Origin of the sequence: Sanguibacter suaedae (genome assembly GCF_016342785.1) — a bacterium.
In the GTDB taxonomy this organism is placed as follows: Bacteria; Actinomycetota; Actinomycetes; order Actinomycetales; family Cellulomonadaceae; genus Sanguibacter; species Sanguibacter suaedae.
This window is the reverse complement of the sequence record NZ_JAEINH010000005.1, coordinates 151,475-171,213: the sequence shown is the minus strand read 5'-3', so window position 1 is coordinate 171,213 and position 19,739 is coordinate 151,475. Positions and strand designations below refer to the sequence as shown.

The window sequence follows — 19,739 nt, the reverse complement described above, 5'->3', positions numbered from 1 at the left end:
GGGGGCCGCCCCCCACCCCCGGGGTGGGGCGGGGGGGCTCTCCCGTCGGGGCGCGCCGCCGCGACCTCCGGCGGGAGCTCGAGGTCCGTCGCGGCGAGGCACGTCCGCAGCTGGGCCGGGGTGCGCGGGCCGACCAGGCTCGCCGAGACGCGGGGGCGTGCAAGGGCCCATGCCAGCGCCACCTCCAGGGGCTCGCGCTCGAGCCCGCGCGCGGCGGTGCAGAGCGCGTCGACGACCGACGAGGCCCGCTCGTCGAGGTACGGCTCCACGAAACCCGCCAGGTGCGCGGACGCGCCCCGCGACTCCGGGGGCAGCGCGCGACGGTACTTGCCCGTGAGCACGCCACGACCCAGCGTCGACCACCCGAGGACCCCCGCACCGAGGGCCTCTGCCGCACCGAGCATCTCCACCTCCGCCGACCGGCACAGCATCGAGTGCTCCACCTGGACGGCCGCCAGCTCGACGTCCCGGTGCGCGGCGAGGAGCCCGGCGGCCAGACCGGTCTGCCACCCGGCGTGGTTCGACAACCCCACGTAGCGGGCCCGTCCGCTCGTCACCGCCGTCCGCAGCGCGGAGACGGTCTCCTCGAGCCGGGTGCCCGCGTCGGGAGCCTGGACGAGGAAGAGGTCGACGTGGTCCGTCCCCAGGCGGGCCAGCGAGGCGTCCAGGGACGCGAGCAGGGACCCGCGGGACGCGTCCACGACCCCGCCCGTCCGGGTCCGTCGCACGCCACCCTTGGTGCACAGCACGAGCTCGTCCCGCGGCACCACGCGGCCCAGCACGCCGCCGAGGATCTCCTCGCTGCGGCCGTCCGAGTACGACGCCGCCGTGTCGACGAGCGTGCCGCCCGCGGCGGCGAACTCGCGGACGAGGTCCTCCGCGTCCTGCTCGTCGGTGTCCCGCCCCCACGTCATGGTGCCGAGACCGAGCGCGGAGACGTGCAGACCGGTGCGGCCGAGACGACGGAGTTCCATGCTCGGCAGACTACTGGGCCTGCCCCTCGCGCGGCCGTCCGTGTCGTCGCTTCTGCGAGGTGTGCACCAGGACGCCCCGGCGGGCTGTAACGTGTCCCGACGTGAACGCGTTCGAAGCAATCATCCTCGGCCTCGTCCAGGGTCTGACCGAGTTCCTCCCCATCTCCTCGAGCGCGCACCTGCGCATCGTCGGTGACCTCATCGGGTCCTCCGATCCGGGGGCGGCCTTCACGGCCATCACCCAGATCGGGACCGAGGCAGCCGTGATCCTGTACTTCCGGCGCGACATCGCGACGATCTGCTCGGCCTGGTGGAGATCCGTGCGAGGGGACCACGGGACCACGTGGCGGGACCGCATGGGAGCCCACGACCACGACGCCCAGATGGGCTGGTACATCGGTCTCGGCAGCATCCCGATCGTCGTCTTCGGTCTGCTCCTCGAGGACTCGATCGACCACACGTTCCGCAACCTCTACCTCACCGCCCTCATGCTCGTCGTGTTCGGCCTGGCGCTCGGGTGGGCCGACAAGCACGGCCGCAAGGTCAAGCCGCTCGGCGAGCTCACCCCGCGCCACGCCCTCTACTTCGGGCTCGCGCAGTCCCTGGCGCTCATCCCGGGCGTGTCGCGCTCCGGCGGCACCATCACCGCGGGCCTCCTCATGGGGTACTCCCGCGAGGCCGCGGCCCGCTACTCCTTCCTCCTCGCGATCCCCGCCGTCATGGGCTCCGGCTTCTACAAGCTCTTCTCCGGGGACCCGGTCCCGGGCGCTCCGGGAGCAGGAGCGACGTTCATCGCGACCCTCGTCGCGTTCGTCGTCGGCTACCTCGTGATCATCGTCTTCCTCAAGATCGTCTCGAGCTTCAGCTACAAGCCGTTCGTCCAGTACCGCATCGGCCTCGCCGTCGTCGTCGTCGTCCTGCTGCTCGTGGGCGTCCTGGACGCCGAGGGCGGGGTCTGACCGCAGCGGCCCGGCCGGTGCCGGATCCCGGATAGTCTGGGTCCGTGCTCAGCTGGCCCGCTCCTCAGATCCCCACCCTCCCCGGACACGGCGGGACCGTCCGTGTCGTCGACAGCACCACCGGTGACCTCGTCGTCGCGGCCCCCGGGCCGACGGCCACCATCTACGTGTGCGGCATCACGCCGTACGATGCGACGCACATCGGCCACGCCGCCACGTACGTCGGCTTCGACCTCCTCGTCCGCGCCTGGCTCGACGCAGGTCTCGACGTGACGTACGCGTCGAACGTCACGGACGTCGACGACCCGCTCCTCGAGCGGGCGACGGCCACCGGCGTGGAGTGGCGCACCCTCGCCGCCGAGCAGGGGGCCCTGTTCGGCGAGGACATGACCGCCCTCGGCGTCGTGCCGCCCGACGTCTACCTCGGAGCCGTCGAGACCGTCGAACCCGTCGCGGCGGCCGTCTCGGCGATGCTCGACGCAGGCGCGGCGTACCGGGTGCCGCTCGAGGCCGGTGCCGGCGGTGCCGACCCGGAGCTGGGTGACGTGTACGCGGACCTGTCCGTCGACCCGTCCTTCGGTGCCGTCGCCGGGATGGACCGCGAGACCATGCGGGCGCTCTTCGCGGAGCGCGGCGGAGACCCTGACCGCGCCGGCAAGCGCGACGCCCTCGACCCGCTGCTGTGGCGCAGGGAACGGGACGGCGAGCCCACGTGGGACGGCGGGGTGCTCGGCTCGGGGCGCCCGGGGTGGCACGTCGAGTGCGCCGTCATCGCCCGCTCGGCCCTCGGCCTGCCCTTCGACGTCCAGGGTGGCGGCGCCGACCTCCTCTTCCCGCACCACGAGATGAGCACCTCCCATGCACGGGTCCTCGGCGACGGCGACGTGCGCGGCGCCGCGGCCCGGACCCACGTCCACGCCGGGCTCGTCGCCTATCAGGGCGAGAAGATGAGCAAGTCCCGTGGGAACCTCGTCTTCGTGTCGCGCCTGCGGGCCTCCGGCGTGGAGCCGATGGCGGTGCGCCTCGCGCTCCTCGCGCACCACTTCCGCAGCGACTGGGAGTGGACGGACGCCGACCTCGAGACGGGGGAGCGGCGCCTGCGGACGTGGCGTGCCGCCGTCTCCGGCAACGGAGGACCAGAGGCGGAGTCCACCCTCGCGGCCGTCCGTGCCGCGCTGGCCGACGACCTCGATGCACCGACGGCGCTCGCGGCCGTCGATGCATGGGCGACGCGGTGTCTCGAGGGCGACGACCACGAGGACGAGGGCGCCCCCGGTGTCGTCGCCCGCACGGTCGACGCCCTGCTCGGCGTCCGGCTCTAGCCGCGCGGCCCGTCGACCCGACCTCAGGAGCCCTTGTCGCGGCGCCTGAGGTACTGCTCGAACTCGCGCGCGATGGCCTCGCCCGACGCCTCGGGCAGCTCGGCGGTGTCCTTGGCCTCCTCGAGCTGCTGGACGTACTCCGCGATCTCGGAGTCCTCCGAGGCGAGCTCGTCGACGCCGTGCTGCCATGCCTCGGCGTCCTCCGGGAGGTCGCCCAGCGGGATCGGCTCACCCAGGAACGTCTCCAGACGGGTGAGGAGCGCCACGGTCGCCTTGGGCGACGGCGGGTGCGCCACGTAGTGGGGGACGGCCGCCCACACCGCGAGCGAGTGGAACCCGGCGTCCTGCGCCTCGTGGTGGAGGACGCCGGTGATGCCGGTCGGTCCCTCGTAGGTGCTGGCCTCCACCTCGAGCAGGGCCTGGACCGCGGGGTCGTCCGACGTGAGCGTCACCGGGATGGGGCGGGTGTGCGGTACGTCCGCGAGGAGCGCTCCCAGGGTGACGACCGTCCGGGTGCCCAGGCTCGCGGCGATCTCGAGGATCTCCGCGCAGTAGCTGCGCCACCGCATCGAGGGCTCGATCCCGTGGACGAGCACCACGCGCCGGCCGCTCGTCGGGGCGGTGGCGACCGACACGGTCGTGGTGGGCCACGTGAGCTCGCGGGCGCCGGAGTCGCCGACGGTCGAGACCGGCCGGTTCACCTGGAAGTCGTGGTACTCCTCGGGGTCGAGCTCGTCGACGCGCTCGGCACCCCAGAGCTCGCTCAGGTGGAGGAGGGCGGAGCTCGCGGCGCTTCCGGCGTCGTTCCACCCCTCGAACGCGGCGAGCAGGATCGCGTCCGGCTCCTCGGGCACGGGGGCCCCGGCAGGACGGGTGTGTGGTTCGGTCATCGCACCAGCCTAGGACCACCCGCCCGCACGCGGCGCACAGCGGCCCGGAACCGCCCGATATCATGCGGGCATGCCCCCGACGACCAGCAGCGCCACCGTGCCCGGACCCGACCCCGCCCAGCCCTCGGGCGACACGTCCGAGACGTGGGGGACCGGTCTGCGACGACCGCGTGCGGTCCTGTGGGACATGGACGGCACCCTCATCGACTCGGAGCAGTACTGGATCGCTGCCGAGACCGAGCTGCTCGCGGGGTTCGGCATCCCGTGGACCCACGAGCAGGGCCTCACGCTCGTGGGCAGCCCGCTGCCTCGTGCGGCTGCCTTCTTCCAGGGGCTCGGCGTCCCCCTCGAGATCCCGGCGATCATCGACTTCCTCATCTCCCGCGTGTCGTCCGCGGTCGCCGCCGAGGTGCCCTGGCAGCCGGGTGCCGTCGCCGCGCTCGCCCGGCTGCGTGCCGCCGGGATCCCGTGCGCCCTCGTGACCATGTCGTTCCGGTCCCTCGCGGGCGTGTTCGTGGACCGCGCCCCCGCAGGCACCTTCGACGCCGTGGTGGCGGGTGACGACGTCACGCACGGCAAGCCGCACCCCGAGGCGTACCTCACGGCCGCCGACCTCCTCGGCGTGCCCGTCGAGGACTGCGTCGTCGTCGAGGACTCACCGTCGGGGGTCGGGGCGGCGCTCGCGTGCGGCGCGGTGCCGGTCGGGATCGAGGTCATGGTCCCCCTGCCCGACGACCCGCGGCTCAACCGGGTCCGGTCGCTCGACTCCCTCACCCCGGAGTTCTACGACCGGGTGCTGGGCGGCGAGGTCATCGACCTGCTGTCTGCTCCGTCGGCCTGACGCCGAGCGCGCGCTCCACCGCGTCCGGCTCGAGGACCGGTGGGGTCCCGCCGAACTCCGGGCACAGGGCCTTGTGCGCGCACCACCCGCACAACGGCGTGCGGCGGGGCCGGAAGTCGCCCGACGCCCCCGCCGACTGGATCTGCCCCCACACGGACCGGATGCGACGCTCCGTGGCGAGGAGGTCGGCCTCCGCCGGCTCGTTGCGGAGCACCTGGCCGTCTCCGAGGTACACGAGCTGGAGCATGCGGGGCACCACGCCACGCTCGCGCCACACGACCAGGCCGTAGAAGCGCATCTGGAACTCCGCGGAGCTCGCGTACCCGGCCCGCGGGGACTTCCCCGACTTGTAGTCCACCACCCGCACCGCGCCGTCGGGCGCGACGTCCAGGCGGTCGACGACGCCCCGGAGCAGCGGACCTCCGTCGAGCTGCGACTCGAGGAACATCTCCCGCTCCGCAGGTTCCAGGCGGTTCGGGTCCTCGAGCGTGAAGTACGTGCGCACCAGGCTGCCCGCGGTGCCCAGCCATGTCGACATCTCCTCGGACGACCCGAAGAGCGACCCGTACTCGGGCTGCGCCTCCTGCAGGCGCGCCCACTCCCCGGGCAGGAGGCTCTCCGCGTGCGCCACCGTCCGCTCCCCGAGGGGGGCGTCGTACAGACGCTCGAGGACCGAGTGCACGAGCGTGCCGCGCACGGCAGCCGAGCTGGGCGGCTCCGGGAGCCGGTCCACCACGCGGTAGCGGAAGAGCAACGGGCACTGCGCGAAGTCGTTCGCGCGGGACGGCGACAGCCCGGGGCGGCGACGGCGCTCCTCGCGGACATCGCCCCGGGCCTCGCCGGCAGCAGGGACGGCCACGGGCAGCGGGACGGCGTCGCTCACGAGCGAGGAGGGGTCGACGGTCATGCATCGAGCCTAGGGTCAACCACCCGCAGCGAGGACACGTACTGTGTGGCTGTGGACAAGCGCGCAGGATGGGTGGTCGGCCGGGCCGCGGGTGCACCGGTGGTCCTGCAGCCCTCCGCGCTGATCATGGTGGCGCTCCTCACCGTCCTGTTCGTCCCCACCGTCCGCACCCTCGCACCGTCGCTCGGGCCGCAGGCCGTCCTCGGGTCGTTCCTCCTCGTCGTCGTGCTCATGGTCTCCGTGTTCCTGCACGAGCTCGCGCACGCCCTCGTGGCCCGCAGCCGCGGCATGCGCGTCCAGGAGCTCGCCCTCACGGTGTGGGGAGGCCACACCTCCTTCACGGACGTGAGCGCCACACCGGCGTCCAGCGCGCTCGTCGCCGTCGTCGGCCCCGCCACCAACCTCGCCCTCGCGGGTGCGGCCTGGGCGCTCTACCAGACCCAACCCTCCGCCGGGCTCCTCGCGCTCCTGCTCTACGTCACCGCCTACGCGAACGCCGCCGTCGGCGCCTTCAACCTCCTCCCTGGTCTCCCGCTCGACGGCGGGCAGATCACCGAGGCCGCGACCTGGGCGCTCACCGGGTCGCGGCTGCGCGGCACCGTCGTCGCCGCCTGGACCGGCCGCATCATCGCCGTCCTCGTCGTCGCGCTCGCCATCGCCGTCCCCACGGCACGGGGGCAGCAGGTCAACCTCCTCCTCGTCGCCTGGGTCGCGTTCGTCGGAGCCTTCATGTGGACCGCCGCGACTCAGGCCCTCACCTCCGGTCGACGCCGGGCCCGCGTCGAACGGCTCGACCTCGCCGCCCTGGCGGCACCGGCCCTGGCCGTCCCCGCCGACGCGAGCGTCGCCGACGTCCACGCCGCCCGCGCGCACGTCGCCCCGGCCACCCGCGCGGTGCTCGTCAGCGGGACCCACCCCGTCGGGTACGTCGACGAGGACGCGCTCGCCGCCGTCCCCGACCACACCGCGGACACCACCCCGGCGTGGGCCGTCGGCGTCCCCCTCCCACCCGGCGCCACGCTCGACGCGGGCCTGTGCGGCATCGCGCTCCACTCCGCCGTGGTCGGTCTCGCACGCCGCACCGACACCCTGGTCGTCGTCGACGCGGGCACCGTGGTCGGTCTCGTGCGGGCGACGGACGTCGCCCGGGCGGTGCGCCTAGACTGACCCGTTGTGACCGAAGACCTGACACCGCAGCCCGACGCCCCCGAGACGCCCACCGGGGCCGCGCAGCGACGAGGTCCGTTCCGCCCCGGTGACCGCGTCCAGCTCACCGACCCGCGGGGGCGCCTGCACACGATCACGCTCGCCGCAGGTGCTGCCTTCCACACCCACCGCGGCTTCTTCTCGCACGACGACATCCTCGGGATGCCCGAGGGGTCCGTCGTCACGACGACCTCTGGTGTGGAGTACCTGGCGCTGCGTCCGCTCCTCAGCGACTACACGCTGTCCATGCCGCGCGGCGCCGCGGTCGTGTACCCCAAGGACGCCGGGCAGATCGTCGCGATGGCCGACATCTACCCCGGTGCGCGCGTCGTCGAGGCGGGCGTCGGGTCCGGGGCGCTCACGCTGTCCCTGCTCCGCGCCGTCGGCGACGGCGGGTCCGTGCGGTCCATCGAGCGCCGTGAGGACTTCGCGGACATCGCCCGCGCCAACGTCGAGCTCCTCTTCGGGGGGCCGCACCCGGCGTGGGACCTGTCCGTCGGTGACCTCTCCGACGTCCTGCCCACCGTCGCGGAGCCTGGGACCGTCGACCGCGTGGTGCTCGACATGCTCGCGCCGTGGGAGAACCTCGAGGCCGTCGCCACGGCCCTCGCCCCCGGTGGGGTGCTCGTCTGCTACGTGGCGACCACCACGCAGCTCTCCCGCCTCGCCGAGGACCTCCGCGAGGACGGTCGCTACACCGAGCCCGAGGCGTGGGAGACCATGGTCCGCGGCTGGCACCTCGAGGGCCTCGCGGTCCGGCCGCAGCACCGCATGGTGGGGCACACCGGGTTCCTCCTCACCGCACGACGCATGGCCGACGGCGTCCAGGCGCCGGTCCGCCGTCGTCGTCCCTCGAAGGGCGCGTACCCGGTGGACGCGGAGTGGAGCCCGGAGGAGCTCGGCGAGCGTCCCGTCTCCGACAAGAAGGTGCGGCGCGTGCGTCGGGACGTCACCCAGGCGCTCGACGGCCAGGGCGGGCAGGACGCGGGTCACGAGGTGGACGCGGCGCTCCAGGTCGACGGGCCGTCGACGGACACGCGTGCGGACGGTCCGCCTGTCGGCGACGATATGTGACAGGGTCAGAGCCCGGTCAGCGAGAAGAGGTGCGTTCTCCATGAGTGACATGTCATCGACGTCGTCCCGCGAGTCCGACGAGAGCACCCGGAGGCTCGCGACGCTCTCCGCCCAGAACGAGCGCCTCGTCCAGGTGCTCGGCGAGGCCCGCGGCAAGATCGTGGAGCTGCAGCAGCAGATCGAGGAGCTGGCGAAACCCCCGGGCACGTACGCGGTCTTCCTCGGGGCGCACGACGACGGGACGGTCGACGTCATGTCCGCCGGACGGAAGATGCACGTCAACGCGAGCCCCGGCGTCGAGCTCGGTGCGCTCCGTCCCGGCCAGGAGGTCGCGCTCAACGAGGCCCTCACGGTCGTCGCGGCGGGGGGTTTCGAGACGGTCGGCGAGCTCGTCACCGTCAAGGAGGTCCTCGACGACCACCGTGCCCTCGTCGTCGGGCGCGCGGACGACGAGCGGGTGGTCCGGCTCGCCGGCCCTCTCGTCGACGGGCCGCTGCGTGTCGGCGACGCGCTCACCGTCGACACCCGCGCCGGGTTCGTGTTCGAGCGGATCCCGTCGGCGGAGGTCGAGGAGCTCGTCCTCGAGGAGGTTCCCGACATCGACTACTCGGACATCGGGGGGCTCGGCCCGCAGATCGAGCAGATCCGTGACGCCGTCGAGCTGCCGTTCAACCACCCGGACCTCTTCCGCGAGCACGGGCTGCGACCACCCAAGGGGATCCTCCTGTACGGGCCGCCCGGGTGCGGGAAGACGCTCATCGCGAAGGCCGTCGCGAGCTCGCTCGCGTCGGCGGTCCGGGAACGCGGCACCGACGGGGGGGCTGCAGGTGGGGACGCCGCGCAGACCGCTGCCCAGGCCAAGAGCTTCTTCCTCAACGTCAAGGGACCCGAGCTCCTCAACAAGTACGTCGGCGAGACCGAGCGCCACATCCGCCTCATCTTCGCCCGTGCCCGCGAGAAGGCCTCGCAGGGCAACCCGGTCGTCGTCTTCTTCGACGAGATGGAGTCCCTGTTCCGCACCCGGGGCACCGGGCTGTCGTCCGACGTGGAGACGACCATCGTGCCGCAGCTCCTCAGCGAGATCGATGGGGTCGAGCGACTCGACAACGTCATCGTCATCGGGGCGTCCAACCGCGAGGACATGATCGACCCGGCGATCCTGCGCCCCGGGCGGCTCGACGTGAAGATCAAGATCGAGAGGCCCGACGCGGAGGGCGCCCGGGAGATCTTCGGGAAGTACCTCACCCCGGACCTGCCCGTGCACGCCGACGACGTGGCCGAGCACGACGGCGACCCGGCGGCGGCGGTGGACGCCATGATCCAACGGGTCGTGGAGCGCATGTACTCGGACGGCGAGGAGAACCAGTTCCTCGAGGTGACCTACGCGTCGGGCGACAAGGAGGTCCTGTACTTCAAGGACTTCAACTCCGGGGCCATGATCCAGAACATCGTCGACCGGGCCAAGAAGTCCGCGATCAAGGACTTCCTCGCCACGGGCGAGCGAGGGATCCGGGTGGAGCACCTCGTCACCGCCTGCGTCGACGAGTTCAAGGAGAACGAGGACCTCCCCAACACGACCAACCCCGACGACTGGGCGCGCATCTCCGGGAAGAAGGGAGAGCGCATCGTCTTCATCCGCACCATCGTCCAGGACAAGCGGGGCACCGGCCGTGCCGGCGCCGCCCGAACCATCGACACGGCGACGAGCACCGGCCAGTACCTTTGACCTGCCCGGGCCCAGACAGGGTCGTGGCAGGTCGGTGCTGGGCCCGTCATCGGCGGGCCCTGCACGGCTCCGACTAGGGTTGGGGCCGTGACTGTGCGACGCGTGATGGGCATCGAGACCGAGTACGGCGTGCTGCGCAAGGGGGACCCCGGGGCCAACCCGATGCTCATGTCGAGCCAGGTCGTCACCGCGTACCGGGCCATCAGCTCCTCGGCTCGCGGACGCGCCAGGTGGGACTACGTCGACGAGGACCCCCTCATGGACGCCCGTGGCTTCCACGTCCAGCGCGCCGCGGCGCACCCGTCCCTCCTCACGGACGCCCCCGCGCATCCCGCGCCGTCGGGGCCCTCGAGGCGTGACGACGAGCGGCTCCAGGAGATCGAGCGCCCCACCGTCGAGACCTACGACGACCCCAGCGCGGCGAACGCGATCCTCACCAACGGCGCCCGCCTGTACGTCGACCATGCGCACCCCGAGTACTCGTCGCCCGAGGTCACGACACCGCGCGACCTCGTGCGGTGGGACGTCGCGGGCGAACGCGTGGTCCTCGCCGCGGCACGAGAGCTCTCGTCGACCATGGGCGTGGACCTCCAGCTGTACAAGAACAACACCGACGGCAAGGGAGCGAGCTACGGCACCCACGAGAACTACCTCGTGGAGCGTGACCTGCCGTTCGGTGTGATCGTCGAGCTCCTCACGGCGTTCCTCGTGACGCGCACGGTGTTCGCGGGGTCGGGCCGCGTCGGCCTCGGGGCGACCGGCGCGGAGGCGGGGTTCCAGCTCTCGCAGCGTGCGGACTTCATGGAGGCCGAGGTCGGGCTCGAGACCACACTGCGCAGGCCCATCGTCAACACGCGCGACGAGCCGCACGCCGACCGCACGCGGTGGCGGCGCCTGCACCTCATCATCGGTGATGCCAACCTCTACGAGACGTCGACGTTCCTCAAGACCGGGTCGACGTCGCTCGTGCTGTGGGCGCTGGAGAACCTGGACCGGGTACCGGGCCTGCGCGCCGAGCTCGTGGCCCTCCGGCTCGCCGACCCCGTCCCGGCGGTGCAGGCGGTGAGCCGCGACCTGGACCTCACGCGCCGCCTGGAGATGGCCGACGGCCGTCACCTGACCGCTCTCGAGGTCCAGGACGGCTACGTGGCGGCCCTGACCCGTGCGCTCGACGTCCTCGACGGCTGGGACGACGACACCCGTGAGGTGGTCGACCGGTGGGCGTCCGTGCTGGACCGGCTCGTCTCGGACCGGGCGTCGTGCGCGCGCGAGGTGGAGTGGCTCGGCAAGCTCAGGGTGCTCGACGCGATGCGCTCGCGGGACGGTCTCGCGTGGGACCACCCGCGTCTCGCGGCGCTCGACCTGCAGTGGTCGGACGTCCGTCCGGAGCGGTCGGTGTACCACCGGGTGGTGGGGGCGGGCGCTGCGGAGCGGCTCGTGACGGACCAGCAGGTCGAGTGGGCGGTGGCCCATCCGCCCGAGGACACCCGTGCGTTCTTCCGGGGCGAGGCGATGGCACGGTTCGGCACGGTCGTGTCGGCGGCGAGCTGGGACTCCGTGGTGTTCGACCTGCCGGGCGCGCCCTCCCTCCAGAGGGTTCCCATGATGGACCCGTGGCGGGGCACGCGCAGGCACGTCGGTGCCCTCTTCGACGCGCACGAGGACCCGGCCCAGTTCCTCGAGGCGCTCCTCGCCTGAGGCCTCCCGAGGCGCCCTGGCCCGGTCAGCGCAGGTCGGCGAACCGGCGCGCTGTGGCGCGCGCCGAGGCGAGCTGTCGCTCGTAGGTGAACCCGAGGGCGAGGAGGACACCACCTGTCACGGCGAGGACCAGCCACCCGGGGGCGCCAGCCAGGACGGCGAGCGTCGGACGCCCGAGGAGCACGAAGGCCTGGAGGAGGAGCGCGGCGCCGCCGAGCGCGACGGGTGACTGCCACCGGAGGCGGAGGCCTGCGAGGACCCATGCCGTCGCGAGGACGACGGCGAGGGTCACCCGTGCGGCGTCCGGGGTCGCGATCATGGACAGGGTGGTGGGCACCAGGGTGCCGAGGGCGCCGAGGTGGACGGTCTGCCACGTGGTCGTCGTGGGGATGGTCTGTGCCGCCCTGACGGTGACGAGCGTGACGAGGAGGCCTGCGAGGAGGAACAGGAGGTCGAGGCGCGCCCCGGTGCCGGGACCGAGGAGGACGACGCTCGCGTAGGCGCCGATGACCGGGGGCAGCGTCCGCAGGACGAGGTCCTGGGTGTCCCGGACCCGAGGGCGGCCCGGTGGTGTGCCGAGGACGGTGGCTGCGCCCCAGGCCCCGACGAGAGCGGCGACGACCCAGGGTGCTGCGTCCCGGGAGATCTGGTCCTCGAGGATCAGGAGGCCCAGGGGTGCTGTCCCGACGAGGGCGACGAGGCTGGGTCCCCACACCGCCGGTCGGAGGGTGGGGGGCGTCGGCAGGGTGCGACCCACGAACCAGGTGAAGAGCGCCGTGAGGACCACGGCGGAGGGGACGAGCAGCCAGGGGGAGTCGGAGGGCCCGGTCGGGGTCGTGCCGCCGGCGACCACCAGGGCGCGGCCGCCGATCGCCACGGTCGAGGTGACGAGGCCGAGGAGCGTGAGGAGCTGCACGGTGCGCAGGGCGCCCGACCCGCGGACGGTGTTGTCGCCGGACCTCTCGGTGCGCCCGAGGAGGGTCTGCACGGTCGTGGCGAGCACGAGGGCCGCACCGAGGGAGACGAGCTGCCGCCAGGGCTCGGTGGTCGGGGTCAGGAGGGCGGTCGGGAGGACGAGCAGGAGGATCCCCGCGAGGAGCGGTGGTGTCCCGTGCCGTCCGCGCGTGGCGTGCCACAGGCCGACGAGGAGGAGGGCGGTTGCTGCCGGTGCGGTGTACGCCTCGACGGTCTGCACCCGGGACTCGTCGAGCTGGACCCATGACCCGAGGACGGCGAGCGTGAGGGCAGCCCAACCGAGCCGGGCACGTCCGGGGGTGAGGGCCCAGGCGGTGGTGCCGACGGAGCACAGGAGGAGGGCGAGGACGAGGAGCTGCCCGTGGGTGGGCAGGAGGAGGAGGACGAGTGCTGCGCAGGTCGCGGTCGAGATCTCGAGGACGGGGCGTGCCGTGCCGAGTCGCCGGTACGCGGAGCCGGCGAGGACGACGCAGGCGGTGAGGACGACGAGCGCGACGAGGGACCACTCGACGCGTGGTCCGAAGCCGTACGACCTGCCCGTGAGCATGACGAGGAGCGCCGCGACGGGCGTGCAGGCCGCTGCCGCTCGAGCGGCCCACGCCGAGGAGCCCGGGGGCGCGGACCGTGGGCCGTCGACGGTGCTCGTGGTGAGGACGAGCAGGACCTGTCCGAGGATCGCGACCGCGGTGAGCGTGGCGAGCGCAAGCACCCAGACGGGGAGCGGGGCTGCCGGGGTCCGTGCCGCAAGGACGTCGGGTTCGAGGACGGATGCGACCGTCGCCGGGACTGCGAGGAGCGCGGAGGCGACGAGGATCGCCCCCAGGTCGGCGTGGTGCCACCGGCGGCGTGGGGCGGTGCTCGGTCGCCGCGACCGGAGGGCGAGGAGCGTGAGGAGGGACGCGGGGAGCGAGGCGACGTACCACCCGACGGACCGGGCGCCGGAGAGCGTGACCGCCGAGACCCCGATCGCCGTCGCTGCGAGGAGGAGGGCGGAAGCGAGGAGGACGGCCCGGGTCACCGAGGACGTCGGGCCGGGCGTCACCCATCCGCGGGCGGAGAGGACGAGCAGCGCTGCCGTGACGAGAGCCGCGGTGACGAGCCAGCGTCCGTCCGGCACGTCGAGCCCGGGGTGCATCCCCTCGACGGCCTCGACGCCCGTCCGCAGCGCGAGGAGCGCGGCGCACGCTGCGGCGGCCCGGGACGAGGCGCGCCACGACCGCGGCGTGCGGGACCCGAGGGCAGCCGCAGAGAGTGCGACGACGAGCCAGGCGGTGGCGCGCCACGCCCCGGCCGGCGCGAGGAGCGCGAGCCCGAGCAGCAGGAGCGCGGCCGACCATCGGGCGGTGTGCGCGAGGAACGTCGGGTGTGCCACGGTGCTCCGGCTGGCGGCCGCGCCGATGCTGAGGACCGCGATGCTCACCAGTGCGGCGAGGAGGACCGGGTGCCCGACGGGTGCGGCGTACCCGCCGCTGACCTCGAGGAGGAGGACGGCCACCGCGACGGCCGGCACCGCGGTGCTGAGCAGCGCGACGCACCACGCCCCGAAGGCGGCCGTGGCGACAGGTGTCCCGCGACCGGACCGGCGCCCGCCGACCCCGAGCGCGATCGCCGTGAGCACGGAGGCCGCGGTCGTGATCCACAGGATCGAGGGTGCGTCGATCCTCCCGAGCGGGCCGGCGGCGAGGAGCGAGGTCCCTGATGCGGCACCCGCCCCGGCGGTGATCGCCCACGCGGAGCGTGACAGGGGCCCCGGTGCTGCGACGACGGCCCACGCCCAGGCGACCGCCGCCGTCAGGAGGAGGACGAGCGCACCGGTGACCGCGCCCTGCTCGATCGTGGTGGCTGCGACCCATGTCAGCGTCGTGGCGAGGTAGGCCCACGCCTGGACGTCCAGCACGATGCGCGCGAACCGGTGGACACCGGGCAGGGCGCGGACCATGGCGACGGCGCAGGCCGCGAGCACGAGGAGGGTCCCTGCGACCACGGACCCGGCGAGCGGGAGGAGTGCAGCGGCGACGTGGGGGAGGAGGACGACCCCGGCGATCCGTGGGGCGACGAGACCCAGGCGGGAGCCGAGCGCCACGAGGAGACCCGAGCAGACGAGGAGCGCGATCGCCGCGTACACGGCCCCGTGGAGACCGTCGACCAGTCCGGTGGCGCGGACCGCCCAGGCGTCGAGGAGGACGAGGAGGGTGCCGAGGGTCGCGACCGCCTCCGCTGACGACCTCAGTCCCCTTCGGCCGGCGAGGTGAGCGCCCGTGAAGACTCCGGCGGTGGCACCCGCGACCACGAGCGCCCGCGCGGCCAGGGGCATCTCGCCCCAGGAGAAGGCGAGGAACGTGATGCTCGCCCCGCCGAGGAGGACGACTCCGAGCAGGAGCAGCACGGTCTGCAGTCGCATCGAGCTCCGCGGCCCCGGGACCGCGACGTCGGGTGCGGAGGACGCCCATCGTGCGGCCGGCGCGGTTCCTGGACGGTGTGGCGCCGGACGGGGGGAAAGTGCTGCGCCCGGCTGCCTGACGGCTGCGGGCAGGGTGGCGGCACCGCGGGCTGCTGCCTGCCCGGAGGCGGCTTGCTCGGCACGTCGGGCGGCCGCTCGTTCGACGACCGACCCGAGGTACGTCTGGCGGCGGTCGATGGCGTCCGCGGCCTCCGAGGACAGGGCCCACAGGCGGGTGCCCTCGTCGTCGGACAACGAGAGGCCGCAGGTGCTGCAGCTCCCGCCGTGCAGCGGTGCGCCGCAGGCCGGGCACCGCGTGGGGTCGGTGAGGAGGGCGCGGTCGACCCATCGGGAGGACGCCCCCGGGTCGGTGGGCGGGGGCGTGGTGGTCATGGCGCCCGATCCTGCCCTACCGGGGTGCTCGAGCGCACTGGTGAGAACTCCCCTGTGGACGACGCTCCGTGGCTGCCGTCCGTGGACGAGAACGTCGCGCCTGTCTGCGAGCCGGTCGCCCGTCGCCGTCCGCCATGGGGTTAGATGGGAGTTCGTCACGGTGTTCGTGAGGACGAGGAGGAACGGCATGGCAGGGAAGGAACGTCAGCAGCGCTCGGCCAGGGACGAGACGCCGGAGGAGCCCGAGACCCCTCGCGCCCCGGTCGCCCCCGCTGCCCAGGACACCGAGGTCGACTCCCTCCTGGAGGAGATCGACGAGGTCCTCGAGTCCAACGCGGAGTCCTTCGTCCGCGGGTTCGTCCAGAAGGGCGGTCAGTGACCGCCGATGGAACATGAAGCCACGGGCCGGCTGCCTCGGGCGTTCACCACGCCGGGCTCCTCGTCGTTCGTCGAGTTCCTCGCGTCCCACGCGCCCGATCTCCTGCCGGGCGCCCGGCACACGCCCGGGGGCGAGGTGCCGCTGACGCCTCACGGGACGACGATCGTCGCCGTGACGTTCGACGGTGGCGTGGTCATGGCCGGTGACCGGCGGGCCACCGCGGGCTCGGTCATCGCCAACCGTGAGATCGAGAAGGTCTTCCCCGCGGACGACCACTCGGCCGTCGGGATCGCCGGTGCGGCCGGGATCGCCCTCGAGCTCGTGCGGCTCTTCCAGCTCGAGCTCGAGCACTACGAGAAGATCGAGGGCGCGGCGCTGTCGCTCGACGGCAAGGCCAACCGCCTCTCGACGATGATCCGGGGGAACCTCGGCCTCGCCATGCAGGGGCTCGCAGTGGTCCCTCTCTTCGCGGGCTTCGACGTCGACGAGGGACTCGGCCGGATCTTCTCGTACGACGTCACGGGTGGGCGCTACGAGGAGCACGAGCACCACAGCGTCGGGTCCGGGTCCCTCTTCGCCCGCGGGTCGCTGAAGAAGCTGTGGCGCCCCGGGCTGGACCCCTCCGGTGCTGTCCGTGTCGCCGTGGAGGCGCTCGTCGACGCCGCGGACGACGACTCCGCCACCGGCGGCCCCGACCGCGTGCGCAAGATCTGGCCCGTGGTGGCCCGCGTCACCGCCGACGGGTTCGAACGCGTGCAGGCCGACGAGCTCGAGGCCACGGTCGAGGCCATCCTCGCCGAGCGCACCCGCGACGTGCGGGCCGCCCGGAGGGTCCACGGCCGACAGCACGGAGGTGACCTGCGATGAGCATGCCGTTCTACGTCTCGCCCGAGCAGCTCATGAAGGACCGGGCCGACTACGCGCGCAAGGGCATCGCCCGCGGCCGCTCCGTCGTCGTCGCCGCGTACGACGGTGGGATCGCGTTCGCCACGGAGAACCCGTCGCGCGCGCTTCACAAGATCTCGGAGATCTACGACCGCATCGCCTTCGCGGCCGTCGGCAAGTACAACGAGTTCGAGAACCTCCGCGTCGCCGGGGTGCGCTACGCGGACCTCCGGGGGTACTCCTACGACAGGTCCGACGTGAGCGCCCGCGGCCTCGCCAACGCCTACGCGCAGACCCTCGGCACGGTCTTCACCACGGAGTCCAAACCCTTGGAGGTCGAGCTGGTCGTCGCGGAGGTCGGTGCCCGCGCCGTCGACGACCAGATCTACCGCCTCTCCTACGACGGGTCCGTCGCCGACGAGCACGGGTACGTCGTCATGGGCGGCCAGGCCGAGCAGCTCGGCGACGTCCTCGCGGACGGGTGGCAGCCAGACATGCCCCTCACCGACGTGCTCCACCTCGTCCGACGCGTCCTCGCCACCCCGGGCGACGAGTCCGCCGCCCCGAGGGACCTCGCGGCGTCGTCCCTCGAGGTCGCGGTCCTCGACCGGTCCCGACCCCGCCGCGCGTTCCGCCGGATCACAGGCCTTCCGCTCGACGAGCTCCTCGGCCCCTGACGGACGACCGCACCCGCGACGAGCACACACCACCGAGATGAGCACACCATGAGCAGTCGTCGGATCTTCGGGCTCGAGACCGAGTACGGGGTGACGTGCGCGACGCCCGACGGGCCGGGACTCTCCGCGGACGAGGTCGCCCGCTACCTGTTCCGCAAGGTCGTCGCCTGGGGTCGGTCCTCGAACGTCTTCCTGCGCAACGGGTCACGCCTCTACCTCGACGTCGGGTCCCACCCCGAGTACGCGACCGCCGAGTGCGACGACATCCGCCAGCTCGTGTCGTACGACCGGGGAGGCGAACGCATCCTCGAAGGGCTCGTCGCCGACGCCCAGCAGCGCCTCGACCTCGAGGGAATCCCCGGCACCGTCCACCTGTTCAAGAACAACACGGACTCCGCCGGGAACTCCTACGGCTGCCACGAGAACTACCTCGTGCGGCGCCAGGGCGACTTCTCCCGGCTCGCCGACATCCTCGTCCCCTTCCTCATCACCCGCCAGGTCCTCACCGGTGCCGGGAAGATCCTGCCCTCGTCCAAGGGCGCGACGTTCTGCCTCTCCCAGCGGGCCGACCACATCTGGGAGTCCGTCTCGAGCGCCACCACACGCTCGCGGCCCATCATCAACACGCGCGACGAACCGCACGCCGACGCGGAGCGGTACCGCAGGTTGCACGTCATCGTCGGCGACTCCTCCATGGCCGAGCCCACGACGATGCTCAAGGTCGGGGCCACCGACATGGTGCTGCGCCTCATCGAGGCGGGCGTCCCCATGCGGGACATGGCTCTCGAGAACCCGATCCGGGCGATCCGTGAGATCAGTCACGACATGACGGGCAAGGCGCCCGTGACCCTCGCGTCGGGACGGACCGCGACAGCCGTCGAGCTCCAGCAGGAGTACCTGGTGCGGGTGCGGGACCTCGTCGAGGCGAACGCCGACCCGTCACCCATGGACGAGCGGGTGTTCGACCTCTGGGAGCGTGGGCTCGTCGCGCTCGAGACGGGCGACCTGTCCACCGTGGACCGCGAGCTCGACTGGGTCATCAAGCACAAGCTCGTGCGCCGGTACCAGGAGAAGCACTCGCTCGAGCTGTCCGACCCGAGGATCGCCCGCCTCGACCTCGCCTATCACGACATCTCGAGGTCGGAGGGGCTCTACAACCTCCTCGCCGCTCGCGGGATGGTGGAGCGCGTCACGACGGACATCGAGATCCTCGAGTCGACCGCGGTCCCGCCGCAGACCACTCGCGCGAAGCTCCGAGGAGACTTCGTGCGCAAGGCCCAGGAGGCCCGGCGCGACTACACGGTCGACTGGGTGCACCTCAAGCTCAACGACCAGGCCCAGCGCACCGTCCTGTGCAAGGACCCGTTCCAGAGCGTCGACGACCGGGTGGAGCGCCTCATCCAGAGCATGTGACGACCCGCTGTCACCGGACGTCCAGGGACCGTCGGTAAGATCCGTCCCTATGCGATCACGGACCCCGAGAACACTGACGACCGCCCTGTGCGGGGCGCTGGTCGCGGTGACGGCGCTCGCGGCGTGCGCGCCGCCGCCCGAGGAGGCCCCGACGGCGACCGAGGCCCCCGGCCCCGTGGTCGAGGCCACGGGCCCCGGTGGGCAGGCCCCGACCTTCACGTACCCGGTTCCTCTTGACCTCGACGAGCCCTTCACCGAAGTCCTGTGGGAGGGGGACGGGGACCCCCTGGTGGACGGTGCGCCCGTCCTCGTGCGCATCTACTCGGAGGACGGCCGTGACGCGTCCGTCCTCCGCGACGACTTCGCCTCGGTGCCGCAGAGCTACCTCCTCGCTCCCGAGGCCATCGGGTCCGACCTCTACGCGACGCTCTCGGGCGCCACGGTCGGCAGCCGCATCCTCCACGTCGTCGAGACCGACGACGTTCCGCTCGTCATGAGCATCGACGTGCTGCCCACCCGGGCCGTCGGAGAACCCGTCTCCCCGGGCGACGGCCTGCCCAGCGTGTCCCACGGACCCGACGGCAGCCCGACCGTGACGATCCCCGCCGAGGTCCCCGCCCCGGCGAACGCCGTCGTGCACCAGATCATCCGGGGGACCGGCGACCAGGTGGTCGCGGGACAGCAGGTCGTCATCCGGTACGTCGCCGTGAAGTGGTCCACCGGTGAGGTCATCGACACCACGTGGGGTGCCGACCTCCTCCCCGAGACCGTGACCATCGGTCTCGACCAGCTCATCGAGGGTGTGGAGGACGGTCTCGAAGGACTGTTCGTCGGCAGCCAGGTGATGCTCGTGGTCCCTCCCGGGCAGGCGTTCGGGCCCAGCGGCAACGAGCTCTCCACAGAGACTCTCGTCTACGTCGTCGACATCCTCGGGACCTCACCCGTCCCACCACCGGCCTGACCCGCACCCCCACCAGGAA

16 protein-coding genes are annotated in these 19,739 nt (G+C 72.9%); 12 read left to right on the top strand and 4 right to left on the bottom strand.

The window, feature by feature from the left end; all coding sequences use genetic code 11:
• Window positions 1–974: aldo/keto reductase (locus JAV76_RS08030; protein ID WP_198733520.1), on the bottom strand; the 974-nt coding region annotated here is incomplete at its 3' end.
• A gap of 101 nt (window positions 975–1,075) precedes the next feature.
• Here JAV76_RS08030 and JAV76_RS08025 point away from each other — a divergent pair.
• Together JAV76_RS08025 and mshC are read left to right on the top strand one after the other, a co-directional pair.
• Entirely contained in the window at window positions 1,076–1,933 is an 858-nt protein-coding gene (locus JAV76_RS08025) for an undecaprenyl-diphosphate phosphatase (RefSeq protein WP_198733519.1), read from the top strand.
• 44 nt (window positions 1,934–1,977) lie between these two features.
• Window positions 1,978–3,255 (top strand): cysteine--1-D-myo-inosityl 2-amino-2-deoxy-alpha-D-glucopyranoside ligase, encoded by a 1,278-nt coding sequence (mshC, locus tag JAV76_RS08020; protein WP_198733518.1) that lies wholly within the window; start codon window positions 1,978–1,980, stop codon window positions 3,253–3,255.
• Between the two features lie 23 nt (window positions 3,256–3,278).
• Here the strand turns inward: mshC and JAV76_RS08015 are convergent, their stop codons facing one another.
• Complete coding sequence (locus JAV76_RS08015) at window positions 3,279–4,145, bottom strand: PAC2 family protein (RefSeq protein ID WP_198733517.1); 867 nt, start codon at window positions 4,143–4,145, stop codon at window positions 3,279–3,281.
• Window positions 4,146–4,215: 70 nt separating this feature from the next.
• On the opposite strand from JAV76_RS08015, the gene JAV76_RS08010 reads away from it, so the two are divergent.
• A complete protein-coding gene (locus JAV76_RS08010) occupies window positions 4,216–4,986 on the top strand; it encodes an HAD family hydrolase (RefSeq protein WP_198733516.1) in 771 nt (256 codons plus the stop codon).
• On the opposite strand, the gene JAV76_RS08005 is transcribed toward JAV76_RS08010, so the two are convergent.
• Window positions 4,955–5,893, bottom strand: coding sequence for a RecB family exonuclease (locus tag JAV76_RS08005; protein ID WP_198733515.1), 939 nt, complete (start codon window positions 5,891–5,893; stop codon window positions 4,955–4,957). The two genes, JAV76_RS08010 and JAV76_RS08005, sit on opposite strands and share 32 nt — an antisense overlap.
• Window positions 5,894–5,944: 51 nt before the next feature.
• Here JAV76_RS08005 and JAV76_RS08000 point away from each other — a divergent pair, with 51 nt between their 5' ends.
• The 4 genes from JAV76_RS08000 to dop all read left to right on the top strand — a co-directional run bounded on the left by JAV76_RS08000 (window position 5,945) and on the right by dop (window position 11,597).
• Window positions 5,945–7,060, top strand: a complete 1,116-nt coding sequence (locus JAV76_RS08000; protein WP_198733514.1) for a site-2 protease family protein — start codon at window positions 5,945–5,947, stop codon at window positions 7,058–7,060.
• A 6-nt stretch (window positions 7,061–7,066) separates the two neighbouring features.
• Window positions 7,067–8,173, top strand: a complete 1,107-nt coding sequence (locus tag JAV76_RS07995) for a tRNA (adenine-N1)-methyltransferase (protein ID WP_307844081.1) — start codon at window positions 7,067–7,069, stop codon at window positions 8,171–8,173.
• A 40-nt stretch (window positions 8,174–8,213) separates the two neighbouring features.
• Entirely contained in the window at window positions 8,214–9,899 is a 1,686-nt protein-coding gene (gene arc, locus JAV76_RS07990) for a proteasome ATPase (RefSeq protein ID WP_372403335.1), read from the top strand.
• Between the two features lie 105 nt (window positions 9,900–10,004).
• The gene (gene dop / locus JAV76_RS07985; protein ID WP_230402050.1) at window positions 10,005–11,597 is read left to right on the top strand and encodes a depupylase/deamidase Dop; all 1,593 of its coding nucleotides are present in this window, start codon (window positions 10,005–10,007) and stop codon (window positions 11,595–11,597) included.
• A gap of 25 nt (window positions 11,598–11,622) precedes the next feature.
• Here dop and JAV76_RS07980 read toward each other — a convergent pair whose 3' ends face one another.
• Window positions 11,623–15,405: an SCO7613 C-terminal domain-containing membrane protein gene (locus JAV76_RS07980; RefSeq protein ID WP_198733513.1), complete on the bottom strand. Its 3,783-nt coding sequence runs from the start codon at window positions 15,403–15,405 to the stop codon at window positions 11,623–11,625.
• A gap of 187 nt (window positions 15,406–15,592) precedes the next feature.
• On the opposite strand from JAV76_RS07980, the gene JAV76_RS07975 reads away from it, so the two are divergent.
• Genes JAV76_RS07975 through JAV76_RS07955 form a run of 5 tightly spaced genes read left to right on the top strand, consistent with a single transcriptional unit; the run spans window position 15,593 to window position 19,720 of the window.
• Window positions 15,593–15,784, top strand: a complete 192-nt coding sequence (locus JAV76_RS07975; RefSeq protein WP_198733512.1) for a ubiquitin-like protein Pup — start codon at window positions 15,593–15,595, stop codon at window positions 15,782–15,784.
• A gap of 6 nt (window positions 15,785–15,790) precedes the next feature.
• On the top strand, window positions 15,791–16,651 hold the full coding sequence (prcB, locus tag JAV76_RS07970; RefSeq protein WP_198733511.1) for a proteasome subunit beta: 861 nt from the start codon (window positions 15,791–15,793) through the stop codon (window positions 16,649–16,651).
• Window positions 16,648–17,346, top strand: coding sequence for a proteasome subunit alpha (gene prcA, locus JAV76_RS07965; protein ID WP_198733510.1), 699 nt, complete (start codon window positions 16,648–16,650; stop codon window positions 17,344–17,346). Before prcB ends, prcA begins: the two co-directional genes overlap by 4 nt.
• A gap of 48 nt (window positions 17,347–17,394) precedes the next feature.
• A complete protein-coding gene (pafA, locus tag JAV76_RS07960) occupies window positions 17,395–18,759 on the top strand; it encodes a Pup--protein ligase (RefSeq protein ID WP_198733509.1) in 1,365 nt (454 codons plus the stop codon).
• Between the two features lie 49 nt (window positions 18,760–18,808).
• Window positions 18,809–19,720, top strand: coding sequence for an FKBP-type peptidyl-prolyl cis-trans isomerase (locus tag JAV76_RS07955; RefSeq protein WP_198733508.1), 912 nt, complete (start codon window positions 18,809–18,811; stop codon window positions 19,718–19,720).
• The last annotated feature ends 19 nt before the right edge of the window (window positions 19,721–19,739 follow it).